This is a genomic window from Streptomyces sp. NRRL F-5727, from assembly GCF_000719555.1.
GTDB lineage: Bacteria > Actinomycetota > Actinomycetes > Streptomycetales > Streptomycetaceae > Streptomyces.
The window spans coordinates 64731-86389 of the sequence record NZ_JOGX01000006.1 but is presented as its reverse complement, the minus strand read 5'-3'; the positions used below and the strand labels follow the sequence as shown (position 1 = coordinate 86389).

Genomic DNA, 21659 nt, shown 5'->3' with positions numbered 1-21659 from the left:
GGACCGGCACGTCGGCGGGACGGTGGACAGCGCCGTCCGGGTGACTTGTCAGACAACCAGGGGCGGCTACGGTGGTGGCCGGACGACGGGACGAGGAGGGGTTTTGGCGCTCAGCGGGCACCGGCGGCGACCGGTGGTGGCGCTCTACGAGCGGATCGCGGACGCCGTCCACGACGGCACCTACCCGCCCGGGTCCACCCTCCCCTCCGAGCCGAAGCTCGCCGCCGAACTGGGGGTGAGCCGTCCCGCGCTGCGCGAGGCGCTGCTGCTGCTCCAGGAGGACGGACTGCTGACGGTGCGCCGGGGCGTGGGCCGGACGGTGAACGCACGCCCCCCGCGCCGCGGCTTCGAGCACGTCCAGCCGCTGGAGGAGCTGGTCGGCGGCGGCACCGGCCCCCGCGTCCGGGCCCTGCTGCGCACCGTGGAGGAGCCCACCGACTTCACCACCCAGCACCTGCTGGCCCCGGCCCGCGCCGAACTGCGGTTCTGGGAGTCGGTGCTGGGCGGCGAGTCGGGGCCGGCCGCGCTGTGCCACGAGTGGGCGGCGGCGGACGAGGTCCTGGACCGCGTCCACCCGGCGTTCGCGGCGGCGCTGCGGGAGTGCGGGGCCGCGCCGGAGGGGGATGCCGCCGTGTCGATGCTCTCGGTCCTGCTCGGCGCCTCCCGCGAGGTCGCGCTGCACGCCCACAGCGGGATCACCGCCACCCTCCTCGGACGGCGCCGCGGCGAGCAGCTGGGCCGCCCCGCCGACACCCCCGCGGTCCTGGTCACCCAGGTGGTACGCGTCGGGGACACCCCCGTCCTGGCCGCCAAGCACATGCTGCCGACGGGCGCGCCCGCGCTGCCGGTCCTCCAGTCCCACTGAGCCCGCGCCCACCGGACCCGGGCCCGCACCCACACCCCCACCCGCCGGGGCTCCCCCGCCCGGCGGGTCATGACGTACACTCCCCGGTCATGCACTTGTCTGACAACCCTGCCACGCCTGCCCGGGCCGCCGTCTCCGACTGGATCCGCCGCGCCCCGAAGGCCGTCCTCCACGACCACCTCGACGGCGGGCTCCGCCCGGCCACCATCGTCGAGCTGGCCCGGGAGTGCGGCTACACCGCGCTGCCGACCGAGGACCCGGCCGAGCTCGCGGTCTGGTTCCGGGATGCCGCCGACTCCGGCTCCCTGGAGCGCTACCTGGAGACCTTCGCCCACACCTGCGCGGTGATGCAGACCCGCGAGGCGCTGCTGCGCATCGCGGCCGAGTGCGCCGAGGACCTGGCGGCGGACGGGGTCGTCTACGCCGAGGTGCGGTACGCCCCCGAGCAGCACCTGGAGGGCGGCCTGACCCTCGACGAGGTCGTCGAGGCGGTCAACGAGGGCTTCCGCGAGGGCGAGCGCAGGACCGGCGGCCGCATCACCGTCCGCGCGCTGCTCACCGGCATGCGGCACACCGACCGCTCGCTGGAGATCGCCGAGCTGACCGTCGCCCACCGCGACAACGGCGTGGCCGGCTTCGACATCGCCGGCGGCGAGATCGGCAACCCGCCGGCCCGCCACCTCCCCGCCTTCCAGCACCTGAAGCGGGAGAACTGCCACTTCACCATCCACGCCGGCGAGGCCGTCGGCGCCGAGTCGATCCACGAGGCCGTGCAGGTCTGCGGCACCGAGCGGATCGGCCACGGCGTGCGGATCACGGACGACATCGCCGAGGACGGCACCCTCGGCCGCCTCGCCGCGTACGTCCGCGACAACCGGATCGCCCTGGAGGTCTGCCCGACCTCCAACCTGCAGACCGGCGCCGCCAAGGACTACGGCTCCCACCCGATCGACGAGCTGCGCCGCCTCGGCTTCCGCATCACGCTCAACACCGACAACCGGCTCGTCTCCGGCACCACCATGAGCGAGGAGTTCCAGCACATGGCGGACGCCTTCGGCTACGGCCCGGAGGTCTTCGAGGAGTTCACGGTCGCCGCCCTGGAGGCCGCGTTCCTGCCGCTGCCGGAGCGCCGGCGGCTCATCGAGGAGATCGTGCGCCCCGGGTACGCGGCGCTGTGACCGCCCGGGGAGGGCGGCGGGTGCCGCCCTCCCCGGTGGAACAATGGCGCCATGACAGCTGCTGAGGAGTTCAGGCCCGAGTCGGAGCGGATCACGCGCACCCTGCGCGACCAGATCATCGACGGGACGCGGGCTCCCGGCAGCCGGCTGGTGGAGCGGGAGATCGCCGCCGAGCTGGACGTGAGCCGCCTGCCGGTCCGCGACGCCCTCAGGGACCTGGTCAACGAAGGACTCGTGACGCCCCGGCCGCGCACCTGGGCGGTGGTCCGGGAGTTCACCGCCTCCGACATCGCCGACCTCGTCGAGGTCCGGTCCGCCCTGGAGATCCTGGCCTTCCGCCTCGCGGCCCAGCGCCGCACGCGCGCGGGCCTCGCCAAGCTGCGCGCCGTCCTCGACGCCGAGCGGGCGGCGGCGGAGCGCGGCGACGGCGCGGAGGCCCGCCGGGCGGCGGCCGACTTCCACGAGACGGTCACCGAACTCGCCGACAACGCCCTCCTGAACGAGCTGGAGGGCACCCTGCGGAGCCGGATGCGCTGGCTGCTCGGCCAGCACGACGACTTCACGGTCGTCGCCGACGAGCACGAGGAGCTGTTCCGGGGCATCGAGGCACGGGACGTGGAGCGCGTCGAGGAACTGGCGCTGCGCCACCTGGAGACCAGCCAGGCCAAGGCGACGGAGCACCGGCGGCGGCTGGCGGCGGAGTAGCCCCCGGCCCGCCGGGCTCCGGTCAGACCAGCGCGGGTACGTCGAAGGTGAGCGTGCCGGCGTCCGCGTCGAGCACCGCCGGTATGCCGAGCGGGACGGTGAGCGCGGTGGGGCTGTGGCCGAAGCCCAGCTCCTCCACCACCGGGACGCCCAGGCCGCCGAGCCGGTCGGCGAGGACCGCGCGCACCTCCTCGTACGGACCGCACTCCTCCCACGAGCCGAGGGCGATCCCGGCGACGCCGTCGAGCCAGCCGGAGCGCAGCAGCTGGGTGAGGATCCGGTCCAGGCGGTACGGCTCCTCCCCCACGTCCTCCAGGAGCAGCAGCCCGCCGCGGGCGGAGGGCCGCACGTGCGGGGTGCCGAGGTCGGCGGCGAGCAGGCTGACGCAGCCGCCGAGGGTGACGCCGGTGGCGCGGCCCGGGACGAGGGGCCGCGCGGTGCCGAGGCCGAGGACCCGGACGGTCTCGGGCTCGAAGAGGGCGGCGCGCAGCGACTCCCGGGTGGCCGGGTCGCCGGCGAAGGCGGCCACGGCGGTCATGGTCCCGTGCAGGGTGGCGAAGCCGGCGCGGACGGCGAACGCCTCGTGGAGGGCGGTGACGTCGCTGTAGCCGACGAACGCCTTGGGTCCCGCGGCGCGGATCGCGGGCCAGTCCAGGAGGTCGGTCATGCGCTGGGCGCCGTAGCCACCGCGCGCGCAGAGCACCCCCGCGATCGAGGGGTCGCACCACGCCTCGGTGAGGTCGCGGGCGCGGTCCCGGTCGGCGCCGGCCAGGTGGCCGAGCCGCGGATGGACGTCGAGGACGTGCGGGGCGACCACCGGTTCCAGGCCCCAGCCGCGCAGCACGTCGAGTCCGGCGGCCAGCGCGGCCTCCGGGACGGGGCCGCTCGGGGCGACCACGGCGACCCGGTCGCCCGGCCGCAGCCGGGCGGCCCGGGCGAGCGGGGGCACGTGGACGGGGCCGGAGGCGGGGCCGGTCATGTGCGCAGCTCCAGCTCCGGGACGTCGGCCCGGTCGAAGCCGAAGACCCGCGCGTAGAGGGCGAGTTCGGCCTCAAGCGCGCGGACCATGGTCTCGGCGTGCCGGAAGCCGTGGCCTTCGCCGGGGAAGGCGAGGTAGGCGTGCGGGACGCCCCGGCCGGCGACCCGGGCGAGGAGGCGCTGGGCCTGGGCGGGCGGGCAGATGACGTCGTCGAGGCCCTGGAGGAGCAGGAAGGGGGCGGTGATCCGGTCGACGTGTTCGAGCGGCGAGCGCTCCTCGTACCGCTCGGGCACCTCGTCGAGGCGGCCGACGAGGCCGTCCAGGTAGCGGGACTCGAAGTCGTGGGTCTCGTCGGTGGCCCAGCCCTTGAGGTCGAGGACGGGGTAGATGATCGTGCCGCAGGCGTAGACGTCGGTCTGGACGAGGGAGGCGGCACTGGTCCAGCCGCCGGCGCTGCCGCCGCGGATCGCGAGCCGGGCGGGGTCGGCGGTGCCCTCGGCGGCGAGGGCGCGGGCGACGGCGGCGCAGTCCTCGACGTCGACGACGCCCCACTGCTCGCGGAGCCGTTCCCGGTAGGCGCGGCCGTGGCCGGTGGAGCCGCCGTAGTTGACCTCGACGGCGCCGATGCCGCGCGAGGTGAAGTAGGCGATCTCCAGGTCGAGGACGAGGGCGGAGCGTCCGGTGGGGCCGCCGTGGGCGCGGATCACATAGGGCGGGAGCTCGCCGGCGGGCCCGGTCGCGCCGGGGTTGCGCGGCGGGTACACGTGGGCGTGGATCTCGCGGCCGTCGGGGCCGGTGAAGGTGCGGACGACGGGCTCGGGGTAGTACGACGGGTCGACGGGGTCGCGGTGCGCGGAGCCGACGACCCGGGTGCGGCCGGTGCGGGTGTCGAGTTCGACGATCTCGGCGAAGCGGTCGGGTGCGGCGGCGACGCCGAGGACGCGGGTGCCGAGGACGGTGAGGGTGGATCCCCAGACGGTCCACGGGCCGGGGGCGTCGACGAGGGTGCCGGTGTCCGGGTCGAGGATGCCGAGGACGGCGTCGCCCCGCCCGTGGAGGACGGCGATCGGCCCGGTCTCCAGGGCCTGGAACCAGCTGACGCCGGTCTTCCAGAGGGGTCCGGCGAACTCCTCGTCGCGGGGACAGAGGGCGCGGGCCGGGCCGAGGGTGCCGTCGGCGGCGAGCTCGGCGCGGTAGAGGTTCCACCAGCCGGTGCGGTCGCTGGCGAAGAGGAGCCGGCCGGCCGCGTCCCAGTCGGCCTGGGGTACGGACTCCGCCGGGCCGCCGGCGACGGTCCTGGCGTCCTTGAGGGTGCCCTCGGCGGTGATCTCGGCGAGGACGGCGTCGGTGCCGTCCCAGGGCATCCGGGGGTGGTCCCAGCCGAGCCAGACGGCCCGCCGCCCGTCGGGGGAGATCCGGGGGCCGGTGAGGAAGCGGTGGCGCCCGTCGGAGAGTTCGCGGACGGCGGCCCGGTCGTCGGCGGCGGAGCCGTCGAGGGGGACGGCGGCGAGGACCCGGCGGACGTCGGTGGGCGCGGGGCCGGTGAACTCCTCCAGGACGCACCAGACCTCGCCCCGCTCGGGCAGGAGCACGGGGTCGGCCCAGCGCAGTCCGCCGCCCACCGCGGAGACCGGGGTGAGCGGCCGGGGCGCCGCGCCGGGTTCCGCGTCGGGCTCGTAGGCGTAGAGCCGCTGGTCGGGGAAGTGACAGAAGACCAGCAGGGGTCCCGCGCCGGGCCGTTCGACGGCGGCCCAGGGCCGGCCGCCGTACTCGATGACCCGGTTCCGCACGTTCCAGGGGGCCGGCAGGACGGTCTCCTCGGTGCCGTCCGCGCGCCGCCGGACCAGGGTCCGCCGGCCGCCCTCGGTGGGGCGGGGGGCGGACCACCACACCTCGTCGCCGACGGTGCCGAGATATTCGGGACGTCCGTCGCTGGCTGCCGCGAGCGCGGCTCCGACGGGCGACGGCCAGCTGCCGTAGGCGGCCGTGTTCTGCATCCTCGTTCCCCCCCTGGGTACGGGTCGGTGCCGTGTGCGGTGGCGCTAGGCGGTCTTCAGATAGTGGTCGAGCACCCGCACGCCGAAGTGCAGGGCGTCGACGGGGACGCGTTCGTCCACGCCGTGGAAGAGCGCCCCGTAGTCCAGGCCCGGGGGCAGTCTCAGCGGCGAGAAGCCGTAGCCGGTGATGCCGAGGCGGGAGAACTGCTTGGCGTCGGTGCCGCCGGACATCGTGAACGGCAGGGCGTGGCCGTCGGGGTCGAAGCGCTCGACGGCGGCCCGCAGCTTGGCGAAGGTCGGGGAGTCGACGGGCGCTTCGAGGGGCACCTCGCGGTGGTGGAACTCCCACTCGACGTCCGGGCCGGTGAGCAGGTCCATGGTGGCGGCGAACTCCTCCTCGGCGCCGGGCAGCATCCGTCCGTCGACGTAGGCGACGGCCTGGCCGGGGATGACGTTGCACTTGTACCCGGCCTGGAGCATGGTCGGGTTGGCGCTGTTGCGGACGGTGGCCTCGACGAGGGCGGCGGCCGGTCCGAGCTTGTCGAGGAGGAGCGGCACGTCGAGGTCGGGGTCGTCGGTGTCGATCTCGATGCCGTGCAGCGCGGCCAGTTCGGTGAGGGCGGCGCTGACGGTGGCGGTGAGCCGGATGGGCCAGCTGTGGGCGCCGATGCGGGCCACGGCGGCGGCGAGGCGGGTGACCGCGTTGGCGTCGTTGACCTTGGAGCCGTGGCCGGCCCGGCCGCGGGCGGTGAGCCTGAGCCAGGCGGTGCCCCGCTCGCCGGCGCCGATGGGGTAGAGCGTCATCCCGGGGTGCGGGTGGAAGCTGAAGGCGCCGGACTCGCTGATGCCCTCGGTGCAGCCCTCGAAGAGGGCGGCGTGCCGGTCGGCGAGGAAGCCGGAGCCGTCCTCGGCGCTGTCCTCCTCGTCTGCGGTGTAGGCGAGGACGATGTCGCGGCGCGGCCGGACGCCCTGGCGGGCCCAGGAGCGGGCGACGGCGAGGACCATCGCGTCCATGTTCTTCATGTCGACGGCGCCGCGGCCCCAGACGACGTCGTCGCGGACCTCGCCGGAGAAGGGGTGGACGGTCCACTCGGCCGGGTCGGCGGGGACGACGTCCAGGTGGCCGTGGACGAGGAGCGCGGGGGCCGTGGGGTCGGTGCCGGGGATGCGGGCGACCACGTTGGTCCGGCCGGGGGTGCGCTCCAGCAGGGTCGGTTCGAGCCCGGCGCCGGCGAGCCGCTCGGCGACGTACTCGGCGGCGGGGCGCTCGCGGCAGTCGCCTCCGCCGCGGTTGCTGGTGTCGATGCGGATGAGGTCCGAGGTGAAGGCGACGACCTCGTCGAGCGCCTTCGCGTCGGGTCCTGCGGGGGGCGTGCTGCTAGCCATACTGCTCCTCCACGGCGGCCGAGACGATCGTCGTGACCGCCTTGAACGTGCGGATCGCCTCGTACATCGTCGCGCTGGTGTACGCGACGCGCCGCTCGCCGCTCCGCGCCACGCCGGGAACCACCGTGGCGGCGGCGCCCAGGTGCTCGGCGTCGAACTCGACCTCGACGGTGTGCGGTCCGGCGTGGACCGGCTCGTGCCGGACGGCGAGGGCCGCGGCCTCACGGGCGGCGGCCCGGATGTCGGCGGCGGTGCGGGCGGGCGTCCGGCACACCGCCGCGTACCGCGAGACGTGGTCCTTGACGGCGACCTTGAGCGCCTCGGGGGCGTATCCGAGGGCGTCCTCGCAGGTCAGGTCGTCGCCGGTGACGAGGACGACGGGAACGCCGTACTCGGCGACCACATGGGCGTTGAGCACGCCCTCACTGGCCCGGAGGCCGTTCAGCCAGACGCCGGTGATCGAGTTGGCGAGGTAGGTGTGGGCGAGGACGCCCTCGGCGCCGGCGCCGGTGTGGTAGCCGACGAAGGCGATCCCGTCGACGTCCCCGTGCTGGACACCCTCGACCATGGAGAGCGACTTGTGACGGCCGGTGAGCATCTGCACGCGCTCGTCGAGCCGCTCCAGGAGCAGGTTCCGCATCGTCCAGTGCGCCTCGTTCACCAGCACCTCGTCGGCGCCGCCGTCGAAGAACCCGAGCGCCGCCGCGTTCACGTCCGAGGTGAACATCGGCCGGCACCGCTCCCACTGCGGCGTGCCGGGGAGCACGTCGGCGGGCCAGGTGACGCCGGTGGCGCCCTCCATGTCGGCGCTGATGAGGATCTTCATGGAGGGAACCGTACGCTCCGCCCGCCGCCGCTACCACCCCTGTGGATAACTGTCGTTGGAGTGGACCAGTGGCGGCGCCGGACGGAAGGCAGCGGCACGTCAGGGCCGTTGCGCGAAGGTCCGCGGGTCCGTCTCCGCCATGCGGCGCAGCGCCTCGGCGGCGCGCTGCCCGGGCGGTGTCCCGTCGTCGGGCAGATGCCACAGATAGAACCGGTCCGGCTCGCCGGGGCCGTCGGGGGACGGTCCCGTGAAGGTGACGACGGTGGTGTCGGGGTCCTGGTGGTACGTGCTGATCCAGCCCCGCACGAGTCCCCAGCGGGTGAGCAGTCCGGGCCGGTCGCGGAGACCCGCGGTGATCAGGCGGGCGGTGTGCCGGGCCGGCCAGGTCCAGGTGTGGTCGTGCTCCGCGCGGGCGATCTCGGCGTCGTACGCGCCGGCGTCGAAGCGGTACGCGGGGAGTGCCGGCAGCCCGCCGGGACGGCGCCAGCCGTCCCACACCACGTGCGGGCCGTCGCGGCGCACGGTGACGTACAGGGCGCCGCAGCACGCCTCGGCGCAGGAGGTGACGCCGAGCCGCACGGGGCGGGGTTCGGTCCCGGCCCGCAGGGCGCCCGAGTCGAGGAGGTCCTCGGGCGTGTCGCCCCGCCCCTGCGGGAAAGCGGCGGGCAGGATCGGGCGCCCGTCGACCAGGATCCGGGTCTCGACGGCGGTCGGTCCGGCCGGGTCGGCGACGGCGACCTCGATCCGCAGCCCGGGCGCCGCGGCCGGGCCCACCGCACGGAGGTGCCGGGCGGTGCGCCGGATCCAGTCGGCGCGCCGTCCGGTCTCCGCGGGTTCGCGCACGGCGTCCAGAAGCCGCGCGAGGACGGCCTCGCGCCCGCCGGGCGGCCAGGCGAGCAGGCGGGAGGCGCCGCTGTGGAGTTCCTGGGCGAGGGTGACCAGCCGGGCCTGGTGGCCGGGGTCCGGGGGCAGCAGACGGGCCCGTTCGGCCACCGTCCCGTAGAGGGCGGTGGCGTCGGCGTACTCGAGGATCTCGATCCCGTGGTCCCCCTGGGTGACCGCCCGGGCGAGGAGCCGCAGGGCCTGGCCGAGGAGCGCGGTGTCCCCGGGCGCCCGGTCGAGGAGATCCACGAGGCCGGTGGCCTCGGCGACGCGCCGGGCGTGGGCGGGCTCCATGCCCCGGTCGCGCGGGGCGAGCCCGAGGAGCTGTTCCCGTACCGCGGCGGGGTCCCGGGCGGCGACGGCCTCGACGAGGCCGCGCGGTGCCTCCGGGGGGTGGTGGGTCAGCCACAGCAGGGCGGCGGCCGGCCGGTCCAGGGGGTCGAGGGCTTCGACGGCGTACCGGAAGAGCTCGTGGAGCGCGCCGAGTTCGCGCAGGTACGGGATGTCCTCGGGTTCGCCGAGCCGGGTGAGGAGCCCGAGGCCCGCGGCGACGCCGTGGACGGTCCTCCCGACGCGGACGAGCCGCCGCGCCAGGGCGCGGGCTGCGGCCGGGTCGGCGGGGGCGAGCGCGGCGGCGGTGTGGAAGACGAGGTGTTCGCGGACGCCGGTGGCGACGAGCGCGTGCTCGGTCCCGGCGGCGGCGCGGGCCGTGTCGGGCCCGGCGATGCGGGCGTGGAGCAGGCCGGTGACGGTCTCACGGGCCTTCTTGTACGGGAGGCGGACACCTCCGTCGTACGGAGGCCGTGCCGTGTCGGGCAGCGGGTGGCCGCCCCGGGGCGGCGGGGTGTCGGCGCGCAGGCTCCTGGCGTACGCGTACAGGGCGGGCGCGGGCGTCGGCCGCGCGGGCGGGGCGCTCACCGGGCGGGGCGGGGCTCGATTCCGTGGATCATGGAGGCATCCTGCCCGGCGGCGCCTCCCGGACGCCAGGTGTTTCTCCGGCGACCCGACCTTCGAATCGGGCCAAACATCGCCAAGCGGTACGTATAGGCTGTCGGCCGCAGTTGTCCCGCCCGACCGACCGGAGTGTTCTCGGTGACCATCGCCCTCGATCCGTCCGACACCACCCCCGCCCCCGCCGCCTCCGAGCCGGAGGAGAACTTCTGGGTCCCGGAGGACTCCCCCGCGCCCGCCGCGCCCGAGGCGTCTGAGGAGACCGGGAAGGCCGAGGAGACCGGGGAAGCCGAGGAGACCGTCGGGGAGGACACCGTCGCCGATCCCGCCGACCACGACCCGGTCGTCGTCCGGGACGCCCGGGAGTTCGGGGTGTACGCGCGGACCGGCGGCTGGGCCTTCGCGCTGAAGGTGGCGCGCAGTGTGCGGCCGGGCGGGCAGGCGGCCGAGGGCGCGGCGGCGCGGAAGGTGTCGGCGCGGGCGTTCGCGGCGCTGGCGGGGTGCTCGGCGGAGCGGGTGATGCGCTACTACAAGGCGTGGGACATGGCGGCCGACGACGGTCTCGTGCCGCAGTTCGAGGTGCTTGAGCCGGGCGCCGACATCGATCTGCCGGACGCCGACGTCTGGCTGTCGTACTACACCTCCCGCAACAGCGCCTCCTCGGTGCGCGGCCAGGCGATCAGCGCCGCGGCGGAGGCGGAGGGCATCCGGCCGACGAAGGCGCTGGAGGTGGCGGAGAACCCGACCGCGCTGCGGGCCGCGATCCTCGCCGACCCGGGGACGGCCGAGGCGGCGCGCGGGGCGCTGCTCGACCGGATGAAGGAGGACCCGGCGCTCCAGACGGAGCTGGCGCGGGCCATCGCCCGGACCGACGACCTGAAGAAGGCCGTCGCGACCGAGGCGAAGGTCGCGGACCGGATCGGCTACGTCCGCCAGATCGTGGAGAACGGGCAGGTCAGGACGCCCGCCGGGCAGACCGTGGAGGCGCCGCCCGAGGTGCGCGCGGAGGCCGAGCGGCATCTGTCGCTGATCGACGAGCTGGACGACTCGGAGGAGGCCGGCGAGTGGGCCGGCGAGGCGTACGAGTCGGTGAGGGGGCTCGTCGCCAAGGCCGTCGAGGAGGACCCGGCGCTGCGGGTCCAGGAGCGGCGGACCCGCTTCTACAGCTCGCTGCAGAAGGCCACCAAGGTCTTCGAGGAGCTGACCCTCGACGAGGTGATGGAGGAGGAGATCTACGAGGAGGACATGCTCCAGCGCCTCGAAGCCCTCCAGGAGGCGATCGGCAGCTGCATCGCCGCTCTGCGCAAGGCCGCGCCGACCGCCTCCTGACGCACCCGGCCGGTCAGTCCTGGTGGCCGAGCTGGAGGTCGCGCTCGGTGCGGCCGCCGCCGGCCACCTGGAGGACGGTGGCGACGGGCGGGTAGCCGGCGGCGATGACCGTGTACTCGCCGGAGGACAGGTCGACGAAGCGGAAGGTGCCGTCGGGCCCGGTGGTGAGGGTGTCGACGACGTTCCCGGCCGCGTCGAGCAGGGTGACCCGGGCGTCCTCCACCGGGCGCCCGCCGCCGGCCCTGACCGTGCCGCGCAGGACCGCGCCGCCCGCCAGCTCGATGTCCTGGCGGGTCTCGCGGGCGGACTGGACGCTGACCGGGACGGCGGCGGGCCGGAAGGCGGGGGCGCTGGCCGCGAGGGTGTACTCGCCGGCGACCAGTTCGGTGATCACGTATCCGCCCTCGCGCCCGCTGCGGGTGGAGGCGACGACCTCGCCGCGGACGTCGGTGAGGGTGACGGCGGCGTCCCGGACGGGGCTGCCGTCGGCGGTGAGGACGCACCCCGCGAGGCGTCCCGCGCCGCCGAGGACGACGTCGAGGTCGACCGGCCGGTCCCCGACGGTGACGGAGACGGCCTGCGGCTGGTGGCCGCCGGCGGCGGCGATCAGCACGTACGAGCCGCTGGCGGGCACGCTGAGCGCGTAGCGGCCGTCCTCGCCGCTGGCGCCGCGGCCGATCTGGCGCCCGCCGACGTCGATGAGGGTGAGCGCGGCGCGCGGGACGCGGCTCCCGTCGTGGTGCTGGACGGTGCCGCAGACGGGCACTCCGGTGTGGAGCGGCGCGGCCTGGGCGGCGGCGGGGGCCGCGTGGCGGGCGTGCGGGACGGCCTGGACGCCGGTGTCGAGGTGGGCGTCGACGGCCTCGGCGGCGGGGGTGTGGTGGGACACCAGCGGTTGCTCCTTGAGGAAGAAGGCGAGGACGAGGCCGAGCACGAGGGCCGGCACGAGGTAGAGGAAGATGCGCGGCATGGCGTCCGCGTACGCCTGGATGTAGAGGTCGCGCAGGGCGGGCGGCAGGGCGTGCACGGTCTGGGGGGTGATCGCCTCGGCGGGCGGCAGGGCGGCGGCGCTCCCGGCGCCGGAGCTCTGGACGGCGGGGAGCCGGTCGGCGAGGGCCGAGTCGAGGCGGGCGGCGAAGAGGGTGCCGAAGACCGCGGCGCCGACGCTGCCGCCGATCTGGCGGAAGTAGTTGTGGGCGCTGGTGGCGGTGCCGAGGTCGGCGGGCCGGACGGCGTTCTGCACGGCGAGGATGAGCACCGGCATGATCAGGCCGATGCCGGTGCCGAGCACGGCCTGCCAGAGGCTGTGGGTGAGGCGGGGCGTGCCGATGTCCATGCGGGAGAGCAGGGCCATGCCGAGGACGGCGAGGGCGGAGCCGACCAGCGGGTAGACCTTGTAGCGGCCGGTGCGGCTGATGAGCTGGCCGGAGACGACCGAGGCGACGACGATCCCGCCCATCAGCGGGAGCATGAGGAGCCCGGACTCGGTGGCGGAGGCGCCCTCGACCATCTGGAGGAAGCTCGGCAGGTAGCTGGCCGCGCCGAAGAGGGCGATGCCGACGACGGCGCCGACGAGCGAGGTGACCGTGAAGACGGAGTCGCGGAACAGCCGCAGCGGGATGAGGGGTTCGGGCGCGCGGTGCTCGACGACCAGGAAGAGCAGGACGGTTCCGGCGGCGCCGCAGCCGAGGCCGATGATGACCCGGTCGTCCCACTCGTACTCCGTCCCGCCCCAACTGGTCAGCAGGACGAGGCAGGTGGAGGCGGCGGCGAGGAGCAGGGCGCCGAGGACGTCGAAGCGGGCGCGGACCTTCGGCTTGGGCAGTTTGAGGACGGCGGCGACGACGGCGAGGGTGACGAGCCCGAAGGGCACGTTGAAGTAGAAGCACCAGCGCCAGGAGACGTGGTCGGTGAAGAAGCCGCCGAGGAGCGGTCCGGCGACGGAGGCGAGGCCGAAGGCGGCGCCGATCAGGCCCATGTAGCGGCCGCGTTCGCGGGCCGGGACGATGTCGGCGATGATCGCCTGGACGCCGATCATGAGGCCGCCGGCGCCGACGCCCTGGAGGGCGCGGAAGGCGATGAGCTCGTCCATGCTGCGGGACCAGCCGGCGAGTCCGGAGCCGATGACGAAGACGACGATGGCGAAGAGGAAGACGCCCTTGCGGCCGAGGAGGTCGCCGAGCTTGCCGTAGACGGGCAGGCCGACGGTGGAGGTCAGCAGGTAGGCGGTGATCGCCCAGGACATCCGGTCCAGGCCCTGGAGTTCGCCGACGATCTTCGGCAGGGCGGTGGCGACGATCATCTGCTCCAGCGCGGCGAGGAGCAGCGCGAGCATCAGGCCGAAGAAGACGAGCCGGACGCGGCGGGGGTCGAGGGGCGTCTCGGCCGCCGGCTGCGGCGGGGGTCCGGCGGGCGGGCCGTCCCCGGGGAGCGCTGTGGCCTCCCCGGCGTCCTTCACCAGCGTGATGGCACCCACGTACGGCTCCCCTCGTCACGGCGTCGCCCCGGCTCGGTAGCGGCCTCGGCTGGGAGGCGGACTCGGGGACGGGCCATTCTTCGCATCGGGCGCGAAGGGGGAGCAAGTCGGGCGGTACGGGCGGCGGGTGGCGCGGCGGGTGTGAACGGCGGGGCGCGAGGGGGCACTTGTGGCGCTTCATCAGCGCGTTTGGTGAACTCCCCGCGCCCCCTCGGCGCGTCGGGCGCCGGTACGGGGGCGACGGGGAATCCACTCGAATCGGTGAACGCCCCGGGCGTTACTTCTCGGTCTCGGCGGCCAGGTTGGCGAGCACGGCGTCGTAGATCCGGGCCAGGCCCTTGGGGGCGAAGGTCCGCTCGAAGAAGCCGCCGATGCCGCCGGCGCCGTTCCAGACGGTGGTGACGACGGCGCGGGACCTGCCCTCCCCGGCCGGGGTCACGGTCCAGGTGGTGACCATGGAGGAGTTGCGGTCCTTCTCGACGAGCTGCCCGTCGGTGGGCTCGGTGACCTCCAGGAGGCAGTCACGCACGCGCTTGCTGGTGGCCTGGAGCTTCCAGTGGACGAGGGTGCCCTCGCCGTCGCCGCCCTCCCGCACCTCGTACTCGCTGAAGTGCTCGGGCAGCAGCTTCGCGCGCGTGCCGCTGTAGTCGGCCAGTGTGTCGAACACGGTCTCCGCGTCCGCCGCGATGATCCGTTCCGTCGTGGCCTCGACCTGCGCCATCGCATTTCCTCCAGCTGTCATGGGTTCTTCAGGGGTGTGGGCCAAGCGAACCACGTGCCTCGCGGGGCGCGAAATCCGGGTTGCGACGATCAAGGGAACAGATGTTCTATTCTGGGGTCCACGGCAGTCGAACGTACGAACGAAGTCGATCGAGGAGGCGTCCATGCGCTGGGACCATCTGGGCGAGACCCCGCCCGCGCCCGCCGACACCGCCCTGTTCGGCATGGACGCGGTCACGACCCGCACCTTCGACACCCCCGAGTTCCGCGGGATCACCTTCCACGAGGTCCGGGCCCGCACCATCCTCAACCGGGTCCCCGGCGCCTCGCGGATGCCGTTCGAGTGGACCGTGAACCCGTACCGCGGTTGCACGCACGCGTGCGTCTACTGTTTCGCGCGCAAGACCCACAGCTATCTCGACCTGGACACCGGCCTCGGCTTCGACTCCCAGATCGTGGTCAAGGTCAACGCCCCCGAGCTGCTCACCCGGCAGCTCGCCTCCCGCAACTGGCAGGGCGCCCACATCGCCATGGGCACCAACGTCGACTGCTACCAGCGGGCCGAGGGCAGGTACCGGCTCATGCCCGGCATCCTCACCGCGCTGCGGGACCGGGCCAACCCCTTCTCCATCCTCACCAAGGGCACCCTGATCCTGCGCGACCTGGAGCTGCTCACCCAGGCCGCCGAGGTCACCGAGGTCGGCGTCTCCGTCTCGGTCGGCTTCACCGACGAGGAGCTGTGGCGCACGATCGAGCCCGGCACGCCCTCCCCGCACCGCCGCCTCGACGTGGTCCGCGTCCTCGGCGAGCACGGCATCGGCTGCGGCGTCCTCATGGCCCCCGTCGTCCCGTTCCTCGGCGACTCCCCCGAGCAGCTGCGCGCCACCGTCCGCGCCATCGCCGAGGCCGGCGCCGTCTCCGTCACCCCGCTCGTCCTCCATCTGCGCCCCGGCGCCCGCGAGTGGTTCATGAGCTGGCTCGCCCGCCACCACCCCCAGCTGGTCGGACGGTACGAGCGGATGTACGCCGGCGGGGCCTACGCGCCGACCTGGTACCAGCGCCGGATCACCCGCCAGGTCCACGAACTGGCCGCCGAGTTCGGCATCGGCCCGGCCCGCCGGGAATCCCCCCGGCGCGTCCCGCGCCCCTCCCCCGCCCCGCCGGCCGGCGACCCGGAACAGCTCACCCTGCTCTGACCCCGGCGACACGCCGCAGGGTCACCTGACACGCCGTCATCACACCCTCCGTTCGGGTCGATTACCGGCGGAACAGGTCGTGTCCCGCGCCCCGCGGGGCACTCCACGCTCCATGACCACCCGCGCAGGAATGCTGATCGCCGCTGGGGCGCTGGTCGCCGGGACGGTCACCGTCCTGCCCGCGTCCGCCGCGGGCACCGGTGACCCGACCCCCCGCCCCCTCCCCGCCCTCTCCTGGACCGGCTGCGCCACCAAGGCGTACCCGCGGCTCCAGTGCGCCACCCTGAAGGTGCCGCTCGTCCACGACGACCCGGCCGGCCGCAGCATCACGCTCGCGCTGACCCGCGTCCCCCACACCGCCGAGACCTCCGAGGGCCCCCTCCTGGTCAACCCCGGCGGCCCGGGCGGCAGCGGACGCGGCATGGCCGGCTACGTCGCCGCCTCGCTGCCCCCCGAGGTCGCCGCCCGGTACGACGTCATCGGCTTCGACCCGCGCGGCGTCGGCAGGAGCGAGCCCGCGCTCGACTGCCGGCCCGGCCACTTCGACCCGGTCCGCCCCGACTCGGTGCCGCGCGGCACCGACGCCGAACGCAACGCCCTGGAGCGCGCCCAGGCGTTCGCCGCCGCCTGCGGCAAGAAGCACGCCGACGTCCTCCCGTACATCGACACCGTCTCCACCGCCCGCGACCTGGACCTCATCCGGAAGGCGCTCGGCGCGGAGCGGCTCCACTACCTCGGCTACTCGTACGGGACCTACCTGGGCGCGGTCTACGCCCGGCTCTACCCGGAGCGGGTCGGGCGCATGGCGCTGGACTCCGTCGTCAACCCGAACGGCGTCTGGTACGAGGACAACATCGCGCAGGACTACGCCTTCGACACCCGCCACAAGGACTTCATGGCCTGGGTGGCCAAGCACGACGCCGTGTACCGGCTGGGCACCGACCCGGCCGCCGTCGAGGCCGCCTGGTACCGGATGCGCGAGGAGCTGCGCGACTCCCCGGCGGGCGGCAAGGTCGGCCCCGGCGAGCTGGAGGACACCTTCCTGCCCGGCGGCTACTACGACGGCTACTGGCCGAAGCTGGCGAGCGCGTTCGCGGCGTACGTGAACGAGCAGGACCCGGAACCGCTCACGGCCGCCTACGAGCGGTACGGCGAGGCCGACTCGGCCGCCGACAACGGCTACTCCGTCTACACCGCCGTCCAGTGCCGGGACGCCGCCTGGCCCAAGGACTGGAACGTCTGGCGGAAGGACAACTGGGAGGTCCACGCCAAGGCGCCCTTCTCCACCTGGAACAACGCCTGGTACAACGCGCCCTGCGCGTTCTGGCCGGTCGAGCCGCTCACCCCGCCGGACGTCAGCAACGACCAGCTGCCGCCGGTGCTCATCCTCCAGGCCACCGACGACGCCGCCACCCCCTACGAGGGCGCGCTCGCCCTGCACCGGATGGTCCGCGGCTCCAGCCTGGTCGTCGAGGAGGGCGGCGGGAACCACGGCGTCACGCTCGCCGGCAACGACTGCCTCGACAGGCATCTGAGCACCTACCTCGCCACCGGCGCCGTGCCGCGCGCCGAGGGCGACTCCGAGGTGGACGCGGTCTGCGCCGCCCTCCCGGCACCGAAGCCGGACCCGGCCCCCGCGAAGAAGGCCACGAAGAAGGCCACGGCGGAGCCCGCGACGAAGGCCGCCGGGATGGCCACGGAGAAGGCAGCCGAGAAGGCCGTCGTCAAGAAGGCGTCGGCCCGGGTCCTGCCGACCGGGACCGCCCTGCACGGCCTCCTGGGGCACGTGCGCTGACCTGTGGTCCTCGTCACTCCTGACGCCCGCGCCCGCTCCGGGGCGCGGGCGTTGTCAGTGGCGTGCGCGAGGATGTGGGGCATGACCAGCCACCTCACCCACGTCCCCGCACCCGAGGGCGTCGCGCCCAGCCCGCAGTACAGCCACGTCGTCTGGGGCACGGGCCGGTTCGTCGCGATCTCCGGCCAGATCGCGCTCGACGCCGAGGGGGCCGTGGTGGGCGCGGGCGACCCGGCCGCGCAGGCCCGGCAGGTCTTCGCGAACCTGGAGCGCTGTCTGGCCGCCGCCGGCGCGGGCTTCGGGGACGTGGTGAAGCTGACCTACTTCCTCACGGACGTGGCCCACCTCCCGGCCCTGCGGGACGCGCGGGACGCGGCCTTCGCCGGCCTCCCGCTGCCCGCGAGCTCGGCGGTCCAGGTCGACGCCCTGGTGCGCCCCGAACTGCTGATGGAGGTGGAGGCGTTCGCCCTGGTCCCGGAGAAGCGTCCGCAGGACGGACAGCCGGAGCTGCGGCTGATCCGTTGACGCGCTTCCGCTTTCGCCTCCGCTTCCGTGCGGAGGAGCCGGCCGCGCCCCGTCAGACCGCCGGGCCGCCCAGGAGGGACAGCGAGCGCTCGGCGGCGCGGCCCAGGCGGGGGTGCGGGAGGGCGGCCTCCAGGATGTCCCGGGCCTGCGGGTCGCCCAGGGCGCCGAGGCCCTCGACGCAGGCGAGGCCGACCCGCCAGTGGGGGTCGCCGGCGGCGAGCCGGCGCTCCAGGACGGTGACGAGGGCCGGGACGGACTCCGGGGCGCGCAGGTCGGCGAGGAGACGGACCGGCAGGAGCGCGTAGGCGACGCGGAGTTCGTTGGTGGCCAGGGCGGCGGCGGCCCGGGCGGTGCGCGGGTCGCCCAGCCGGACGAGGGCGTGGGCCGCGGTGACGCAGCGCTCGGGGTCCCGGTGGTTGAGGAGGAGGACCAGGGCCTCGAAGGCGCGCGGGTCGCCGGCCGTGCCGAGCCGGTAGGCGGCGATCTCGCGGGCCCAGAGCGGCTGCCCCGGGGCGGTGAGCCGGGCGTGGAGTTCCTCGGTATCGACGGTGCGGGCGAGTTCTTCGAATGCGGCGGGAACGGTTCCTTCTTCGTTCTCGATCTCGTCCCGCAATCGATCGATCATCGAGCAGAATTCGGGATCCCGGGAGAATCCCTCGGCGTTTTCCATGAATCCGAGGCTATCCGCGATCCACATCACATTTTCCCGACTTCCCAGGACTGGCGTGCTCGTTACCCGCCGGTTAATCTCAAGTGAGCGGGGAACCCCCGCACTTCTCGCCGCGGCCTGGTGACGCAGCCGTGGTGAGCGCTGGTCGGTTCGGCAGTTCTCGACGTGGCTCCGGGACAGAGCCTTCGTCCCCCCTTTTTCCAGGCCCTCGCCGCCGTGCGACGGGGCCGCATCCCCGTACACCGCGGCGCTGCCCCCGTGCAGCCGGCCGCGCTCCCGGTATTTCCCGCGCCCCTTTCCCCCTCCGCGCGCGCACCGCTCTCAGTCGTCACTCTTCCTCTCAGGAGTCCCCTGATGGACACCCCTCTCTCCACCATCGCCGTCGTCGGTCTCGGCACCATGGGCACCGGCATCGCCGACGTCCTCGTCCGGGCCGGCCGCGAGGTCGTCGGCATCGACATCAGCGAGTCCGCGGCCGCCCGGGCCGTCGCCGCCCTGGAGGCGTCCACCGCCCGCGCGGTGGCCCGCGAGCGCATCACCGAGGACGAGCGGCAGGACGCGCTGGCGCGCTTCCGCGTCTACTCGGACCTGCAGGCCGCCGCCGCGGCCGACCTCGTCATCGAGGTGGTCCCGGAGGCGTACGAGACCAAGGAGGAGGTGTTCCGGGCGCTCGACGGGATCGTCCGGCCGGACGCGATCCTCGCCACCGGCACCAACGCCCTCTCGGTGACCCGGCTCGCCGCCGGCTCGGCGCACCCGGAGCGCGTCCTCGGCCTGCACTTCTTCGCGCCGGTCCAGGCGATGAAGCTGGTCGAGGTGGTCTCCTCGGTGCTGACCGACCCGCGGGCGGTGGACGCGGTCACCCGGCTGGCCGAGGACCTCGGCAAGGAGCCGGTGGCGGTCGGCGACCGGGCCGGTTTCATCGCGGACGGCCTGCTCTTCGGCTACCTGAACCAGGCCGCGGCCATGTTCGAGGCCCGCTACGCCTCCCGCGAGGACATCGACGCGGCGATGAAGCTGGGCTGCGGCCTGCCGATGGGACCGCTGGAGCTGCTCGACCTGGTGGGCGTCGACACCGCCCGTACCGTCCTCGACGCGATGTACCAGGCGTCCCACGACCGGCTGCACGCCCCCGCCCCGATCCTGAAGCAGCTGTCCGAGGCCGGTCTGACCGGCCGCAAGGCGGGCCGCGGCTTCTACACGTACGCGGCGCCGGGCTCGGCCGAGAAGGTCGCCGACGCGCAGACCCCGGCGCCGTCGGGCACCGGCGGCGCGGGCCGCGAGGTGCGCTCGGTGGGCGTGGCCGGCTCGGGCACGATGGCCTCCGGCATCGCCGAGGTCTTCGCCAAGGCCGGGTACGACGTCGTCCTCGCCGCCCGCTCGCAGGAGAAGGCGGACGCGGCCAAGGCGTACATCGCCACGTCGCTGGCCCGCTCGGTGGACAAGGGCCGGCTGACCGGCGAGGCCCGCGACGAGACGCTGGCCCGGATCACCCCGGCCGGTTCGCTGGACGCCTTCGCCGACGTCGACCTGGCGGTCGAGGCGGTCGCCGAGGACCTGGGGATCAAGCAGGAGCTCTTCGCGCGCCTGGACAAGATCTGCAAGCCGGGCGCGGTGCTCGCCACCACCACCTCCTCGCTGCCGGTCGTGGCCTGCGCGAAGGCGACGAGCCGCCCGCAGGACGTCATCGGGATGCACTTCTTCAACCCGGCGCCGGCGATGAAGCTGGTCGAGATCGTGCGGACGGTGCTGACCGCCGACGAGGTGCACGCCACCGTCCGCGAGGTCACCGCGAAGATCCGCAAGCACGGCGTGGACTGCGGCGACCGGGCCGGCTTCATCGTGAACGCCCTGCTGTTCCCGTACCTGAACAACGCGGTCAAGATGGTCCAGGAGCACTACGCGACGCTGGACGACATCGACACGGCGATGAAGCTGGGCGGCGGCTACCCGATGGGCCCCTTCGAGCTGCTGGACGTGGTCGGTCTGGACGTCTCGCTGGCGATCGAGAAGGTGCTGCACCGCGAGTTCCGCGACCCGGGCCTGGCCCCGGCGCCGCTCCTGGAGCACCTGGTGGCGGCCGGCTGCCTCGGCCGCAAGACGGGGCGCGGCTTCCGCGAATATGCCCGGCGCTGAGCCCACCGATCCGGGACAGGGGTGGGGCGGGCTGCTGGAGCCTTCCGGCGGCCCGCCCCCGCGGGCGCGGCTTCCTGCACGGATGCAGTACGTTCGGGTCATGCCCAAGGCCGTGAAGACACCCCGTGCCACCTCTCCGTCCGACGCTCAGGAGAGCGCCGCGGGGACCCGTGCCGCCGCGCAGCGGCTGAAGATGCGGCGGGAGCTGGCGGCCGCCGCGATGGAGCTCTTCGCGACGAAGGGGTACGAGGCCACCACGGTCGACGAGATCGCGGCGGCGGCCGGGGTGGCCCGGCGGACCTTCTTCCGCCACTTCCGGTCCAAGGAGGAGGCGATCTTCCCGGACCACGACGACACGCTGGTGCGGGCGGAGGCGGTGCTGAACGCGGCCCCGCCGCACGAGCACCCGCTCGACACGGTGTGCCGGGGCATCAAGGAGGTCATGAAGATGTACGCGGGCTCCCCCGCGATCTCCGTGGCGCGCTACCGGCTGACCCGTGAGGTGCCGACGCTGCGGGAGCGCGAGATCGCCTCGGTGGCCCGCTACGAGCGGCTCTTCACCCGCTATCTGCTGGGCCACTTCGACGAGCGGGACCACCACGACGGCAACGACGACCCGCTGCTCGCCGAGGTGGCGGCCTCGGCGGTGGTCACCGCCCACAACCACGTGCTGCGGCGCTGGCTGCGGGCGGGCGGTCAGGGTGACGTGGAGAGCCAGCTCGACCACGCGTTCGCGATCGTCCGGGAGACCTTCGGGACGGGCATAGGCGCGGGGCGCCCGGCCCCCTCCCCCCAGCAGGCCGCCCAGACCCCGCAGGAGGCGCCGCCGGCCAGGGTCGCCGCCTCGGGTGACGTGGTGGTCGCCGTGGCCCGTACCGATGCTCCGCTGGACGAGGTCATGCGGACCATCCAGCAGGCACTCACGAAGGGCTGAGCGGGACTTCTCCCGCACCTTCGAAGGTCCGAAACGAGGGCCGCCCCCGGTTTCCCGGGGGCGGCCCTCGTCGCGTTCTCCCAGCTCACAGGCGCATTCGATCGATCAT

Annotated in this window: 17 protein-coding genes; 9 read left to right on the top strand and 8 right to left on the bottom strand. The window is 74.5% G+C overall.

All coding sequences use genetic code 11. From position 1 onward, the window contains the following. Positions 1-103 precede the first annotated feature (103 nt). The 3 genes from IF73_RS0106760 to IF73_RS0106750 all read left to right on the top strand — a co-directional run bounded on the left by IF73_RS0106760 (position 104) and on the right by IF73_RS0106750 (position 2748). The gene (locus tag IF73_RS0106760; RefSeq protein ID WP_031004511.1) at positions 104-865 is read left to right on the top strand and encodes a GntR family transcriptional regulator; all 762 of its coding nucleotides are present in this window, start codon (positions 104-106) and stop codon (positions 863-865) included. Between the two features lie 89 nt (positions 866-954). Then, the gene (locus IF73_RS0106755; protein WP_031004509.1) at positions 955-2043 is read left to right on the top strand and encodes an adenosine deaminase; all 1089 of its coding nucleotides are present in this window, start codon (positions 955-957) and stop codon (positions 2041-2043) included. Between the two features lie 51 nt (positions 2044-2094). Continuing rightward, positions 2095-2748, top strand: a complete 654-nt coding sequence (locus tag IF73_RS0106750) for a GntR family transcriptional regulator (RefSeq protein ID WP_031004507.1) — start codon at positions 2095-2097, stop codon at positions 2746-2748. A gap of 22 nt (positions 2749-2770) precedes the next feature. Here IF73_RS0106750 and IF73_RS0106745 read toward each other — a convergent pair whose 3' ends face one another. From IF73_RS0106745 to IF73_RS0106725, 5 genes are all read right to left on the bottom strand, one after another. Then, positions 2771-3727: a S66 peptidase family protein gene (locus IF73_RS0106745; protein WP_031004505.1), complete on the bottom strand. Its 957-nt coding sequence runs from the start codon at positions 3725-3727 to the stop codon at positions 2771-2773. Beyond that, on the bottom strand, positions 3724-5724 hold the full coding sequence (locus tag IF73_RS0106740) for a prolyl oligopeptidase family serine peptidase (RefSeq protein WP_031004503.1): 2001 nt from the start codon (positions 5722-5724) through the stop codon (positions 3724-3726). The genes IF73_RS0106745 and IF73_RS0106740 overlap by 4 nt, the downstream gene beginning before the upstream one ends. A gap of 45 nt (positions 5725-5769) precedes the next feature. Beyond that, on the bottom strand, positions 5770-7110 hold the full coding sequence (locus IF73_RS0106735) for a M20/M25/M40 family metallo-hydrolase (protein WP_031004501.1): 1341 nt from the start codon (positions 7108-7110) through the stop codon (positions 5770-5772). Continuing rightward, complete coding sequence (locus IF73_RS0106730) at positions 7103-7936, bottom strand: M55 family metallopeptidase (RefSeq protein ID WP_030497095.1); 834 nt, start codon at positions 7934-7936, stop codon at positions 7103-7105. The genes IF73_RS0106735 and IF73_RS0106730 overlap by 8 nt, the downstream gene beginning before the upstream one ends. 99 nt (positions 7937-8035) lie before the next feature. Further along, the gene (locus IF73_RS0106725) at positions 8036-9736 is read right to left on the bottom strand and encodes a hypothetical protein (protein ID WP_031004500.1); all 1701 of its coding nucleotides are present in this window, start codon (positions 9734-9736) and stop codon (positions 8036-8038) included. A gap of 174 nt (positions 9737-9910) precedes the next feature. On the opposite strand from IF73_RS0106725, the gene IF73_RS0106720 reads away from it, so the two are divergent. After that, on the top strand, positions 9911-11098 hold the full coding sequence (locus tag IF73_RS0106720; RefSeq protein WP_031004499.1) for a hypothetical protein: 1188 nt from the start codon (positions 9911-9913) through the stop codon (positions 11096-11098). Between the two features lie 13 nt (positions 11099-11111). On the opposite strand, the gene IF73_RS0106715 is transcribed toward IF73_RS0106720, so the two are convergent. Together IF73_RS0106715 and IF73_RS0106710 are read right to left on the bottom strand one after the other, a co-directional pair. Beyond that, positions 11112-13574: an MFS transporter gene (locus IF73_RS0106715; protein WP_031004498.1), complete on the bottom strand. Its 2463-nt coding sequence runs from the start codon at positions 13572-13574 to the stop codon at positions 11112-11114. Between the two features lie 277 nt (positions 13575-13851). Beyond that, positions 13852-14295, bottom strand: a complete 444-nt coding sequence (locus IF73_RS0106710; RefSeq protein WP_031004497.1) for an SRPBCC family protein — start codon at positions 14293-14295, stop codon at positions 13852-13854. Positions 14296-14458: 163 nt separating this feature from the next. On the opposite strand from IF73_RS0106710, the gene IF73_RS0106705 reads away from it, so the two are divergent. From IF73_RS0106705 to IF73_RS0106695, 3 genes are all read left to right on the top strand, one after another. Beyond that, positions 14459-15490: an Rv2578c family radical SAM protein gene (locus IF73_RS0106705; protein WP_031004496.1), complete on the top strand. Its 1032-nt coding sequence runs from the start codon at positions 14459-14461 to the stop codon at positions 15488-15490. A 112-nt stretch (positions 15491-15602) separates the two neighbouring features. Continuing rightward, positions 15603-17285 (top strand): alpha/beta hydrolase, encoded by a 1683-nt coding sequence (locus tag IF73_RS0106700; protein ID WP_031004495.1) that lies wholly within the window; start codon positions 15603-15605, stop codon positions 17283-17285. A gap of 81 nt (positions 17286-17366) precedes the next feature. Beyond that, positions 17367-17810, top strand: a complete 444-nt coding sequence (locus tag IF73_RS0106695; RefSeq protein ID WP_031004493.1) for a RidA family protein — start codon at positions 17367-17369, stop codon at positions 17808-17810. A 52-nt stretch (positions 17811-17862) separates the two neighbouring features. Here the strand turns inward: IF73_RS0106695 and IF73_RS0106690 are convergent, their stop codons facing one another. Continuing rightward, positions 17863-18480, bottom strand: a complete 618-nt coding sequence (locus IF73_RS0106690; RefSeq protein ID WP_031004491.1) for a HEAT repeat domain-containing protein — start codon at positions 18478-18480, stop codon at positions 17863-17865. A 354-nt stretch (positions 18481-18834) separates the two neighbouring features. On the opposite strand from IF73_RS0106690, the gene IF73_RS0106685 reads away from it, so the two are divergent. Together IF73_RS0106685 and IF73_RS0106680 are read left to right on the top strand one after the other, a co-directional pair. Beyond that, positions 18835-20616, top strand: a complete 1782-nt coding sequence (locus IF73_RS0106685; RefSeq protein WP_031004489.1) for a 3-hydroxyacyl-CoA dehydrogenase family protein — start codon at positions 18835-18837, stop codon at positions 20614-20616. A 100-nt stretch (positions 20617-20716) separates the two neighbouring features. Continuing rightward, positions 20717-21550 (top strand): TetR family transcriptional regulator, encoded by an 834-nt coding sequence (locus tag IF73_RS0106680; protein WP_031004487.1) that lies wholly within the window; start codon positions 20717-20719, stop codon positions 21548-21550. Positions 21551-21659: the final 109 nt, after the last annotated feature.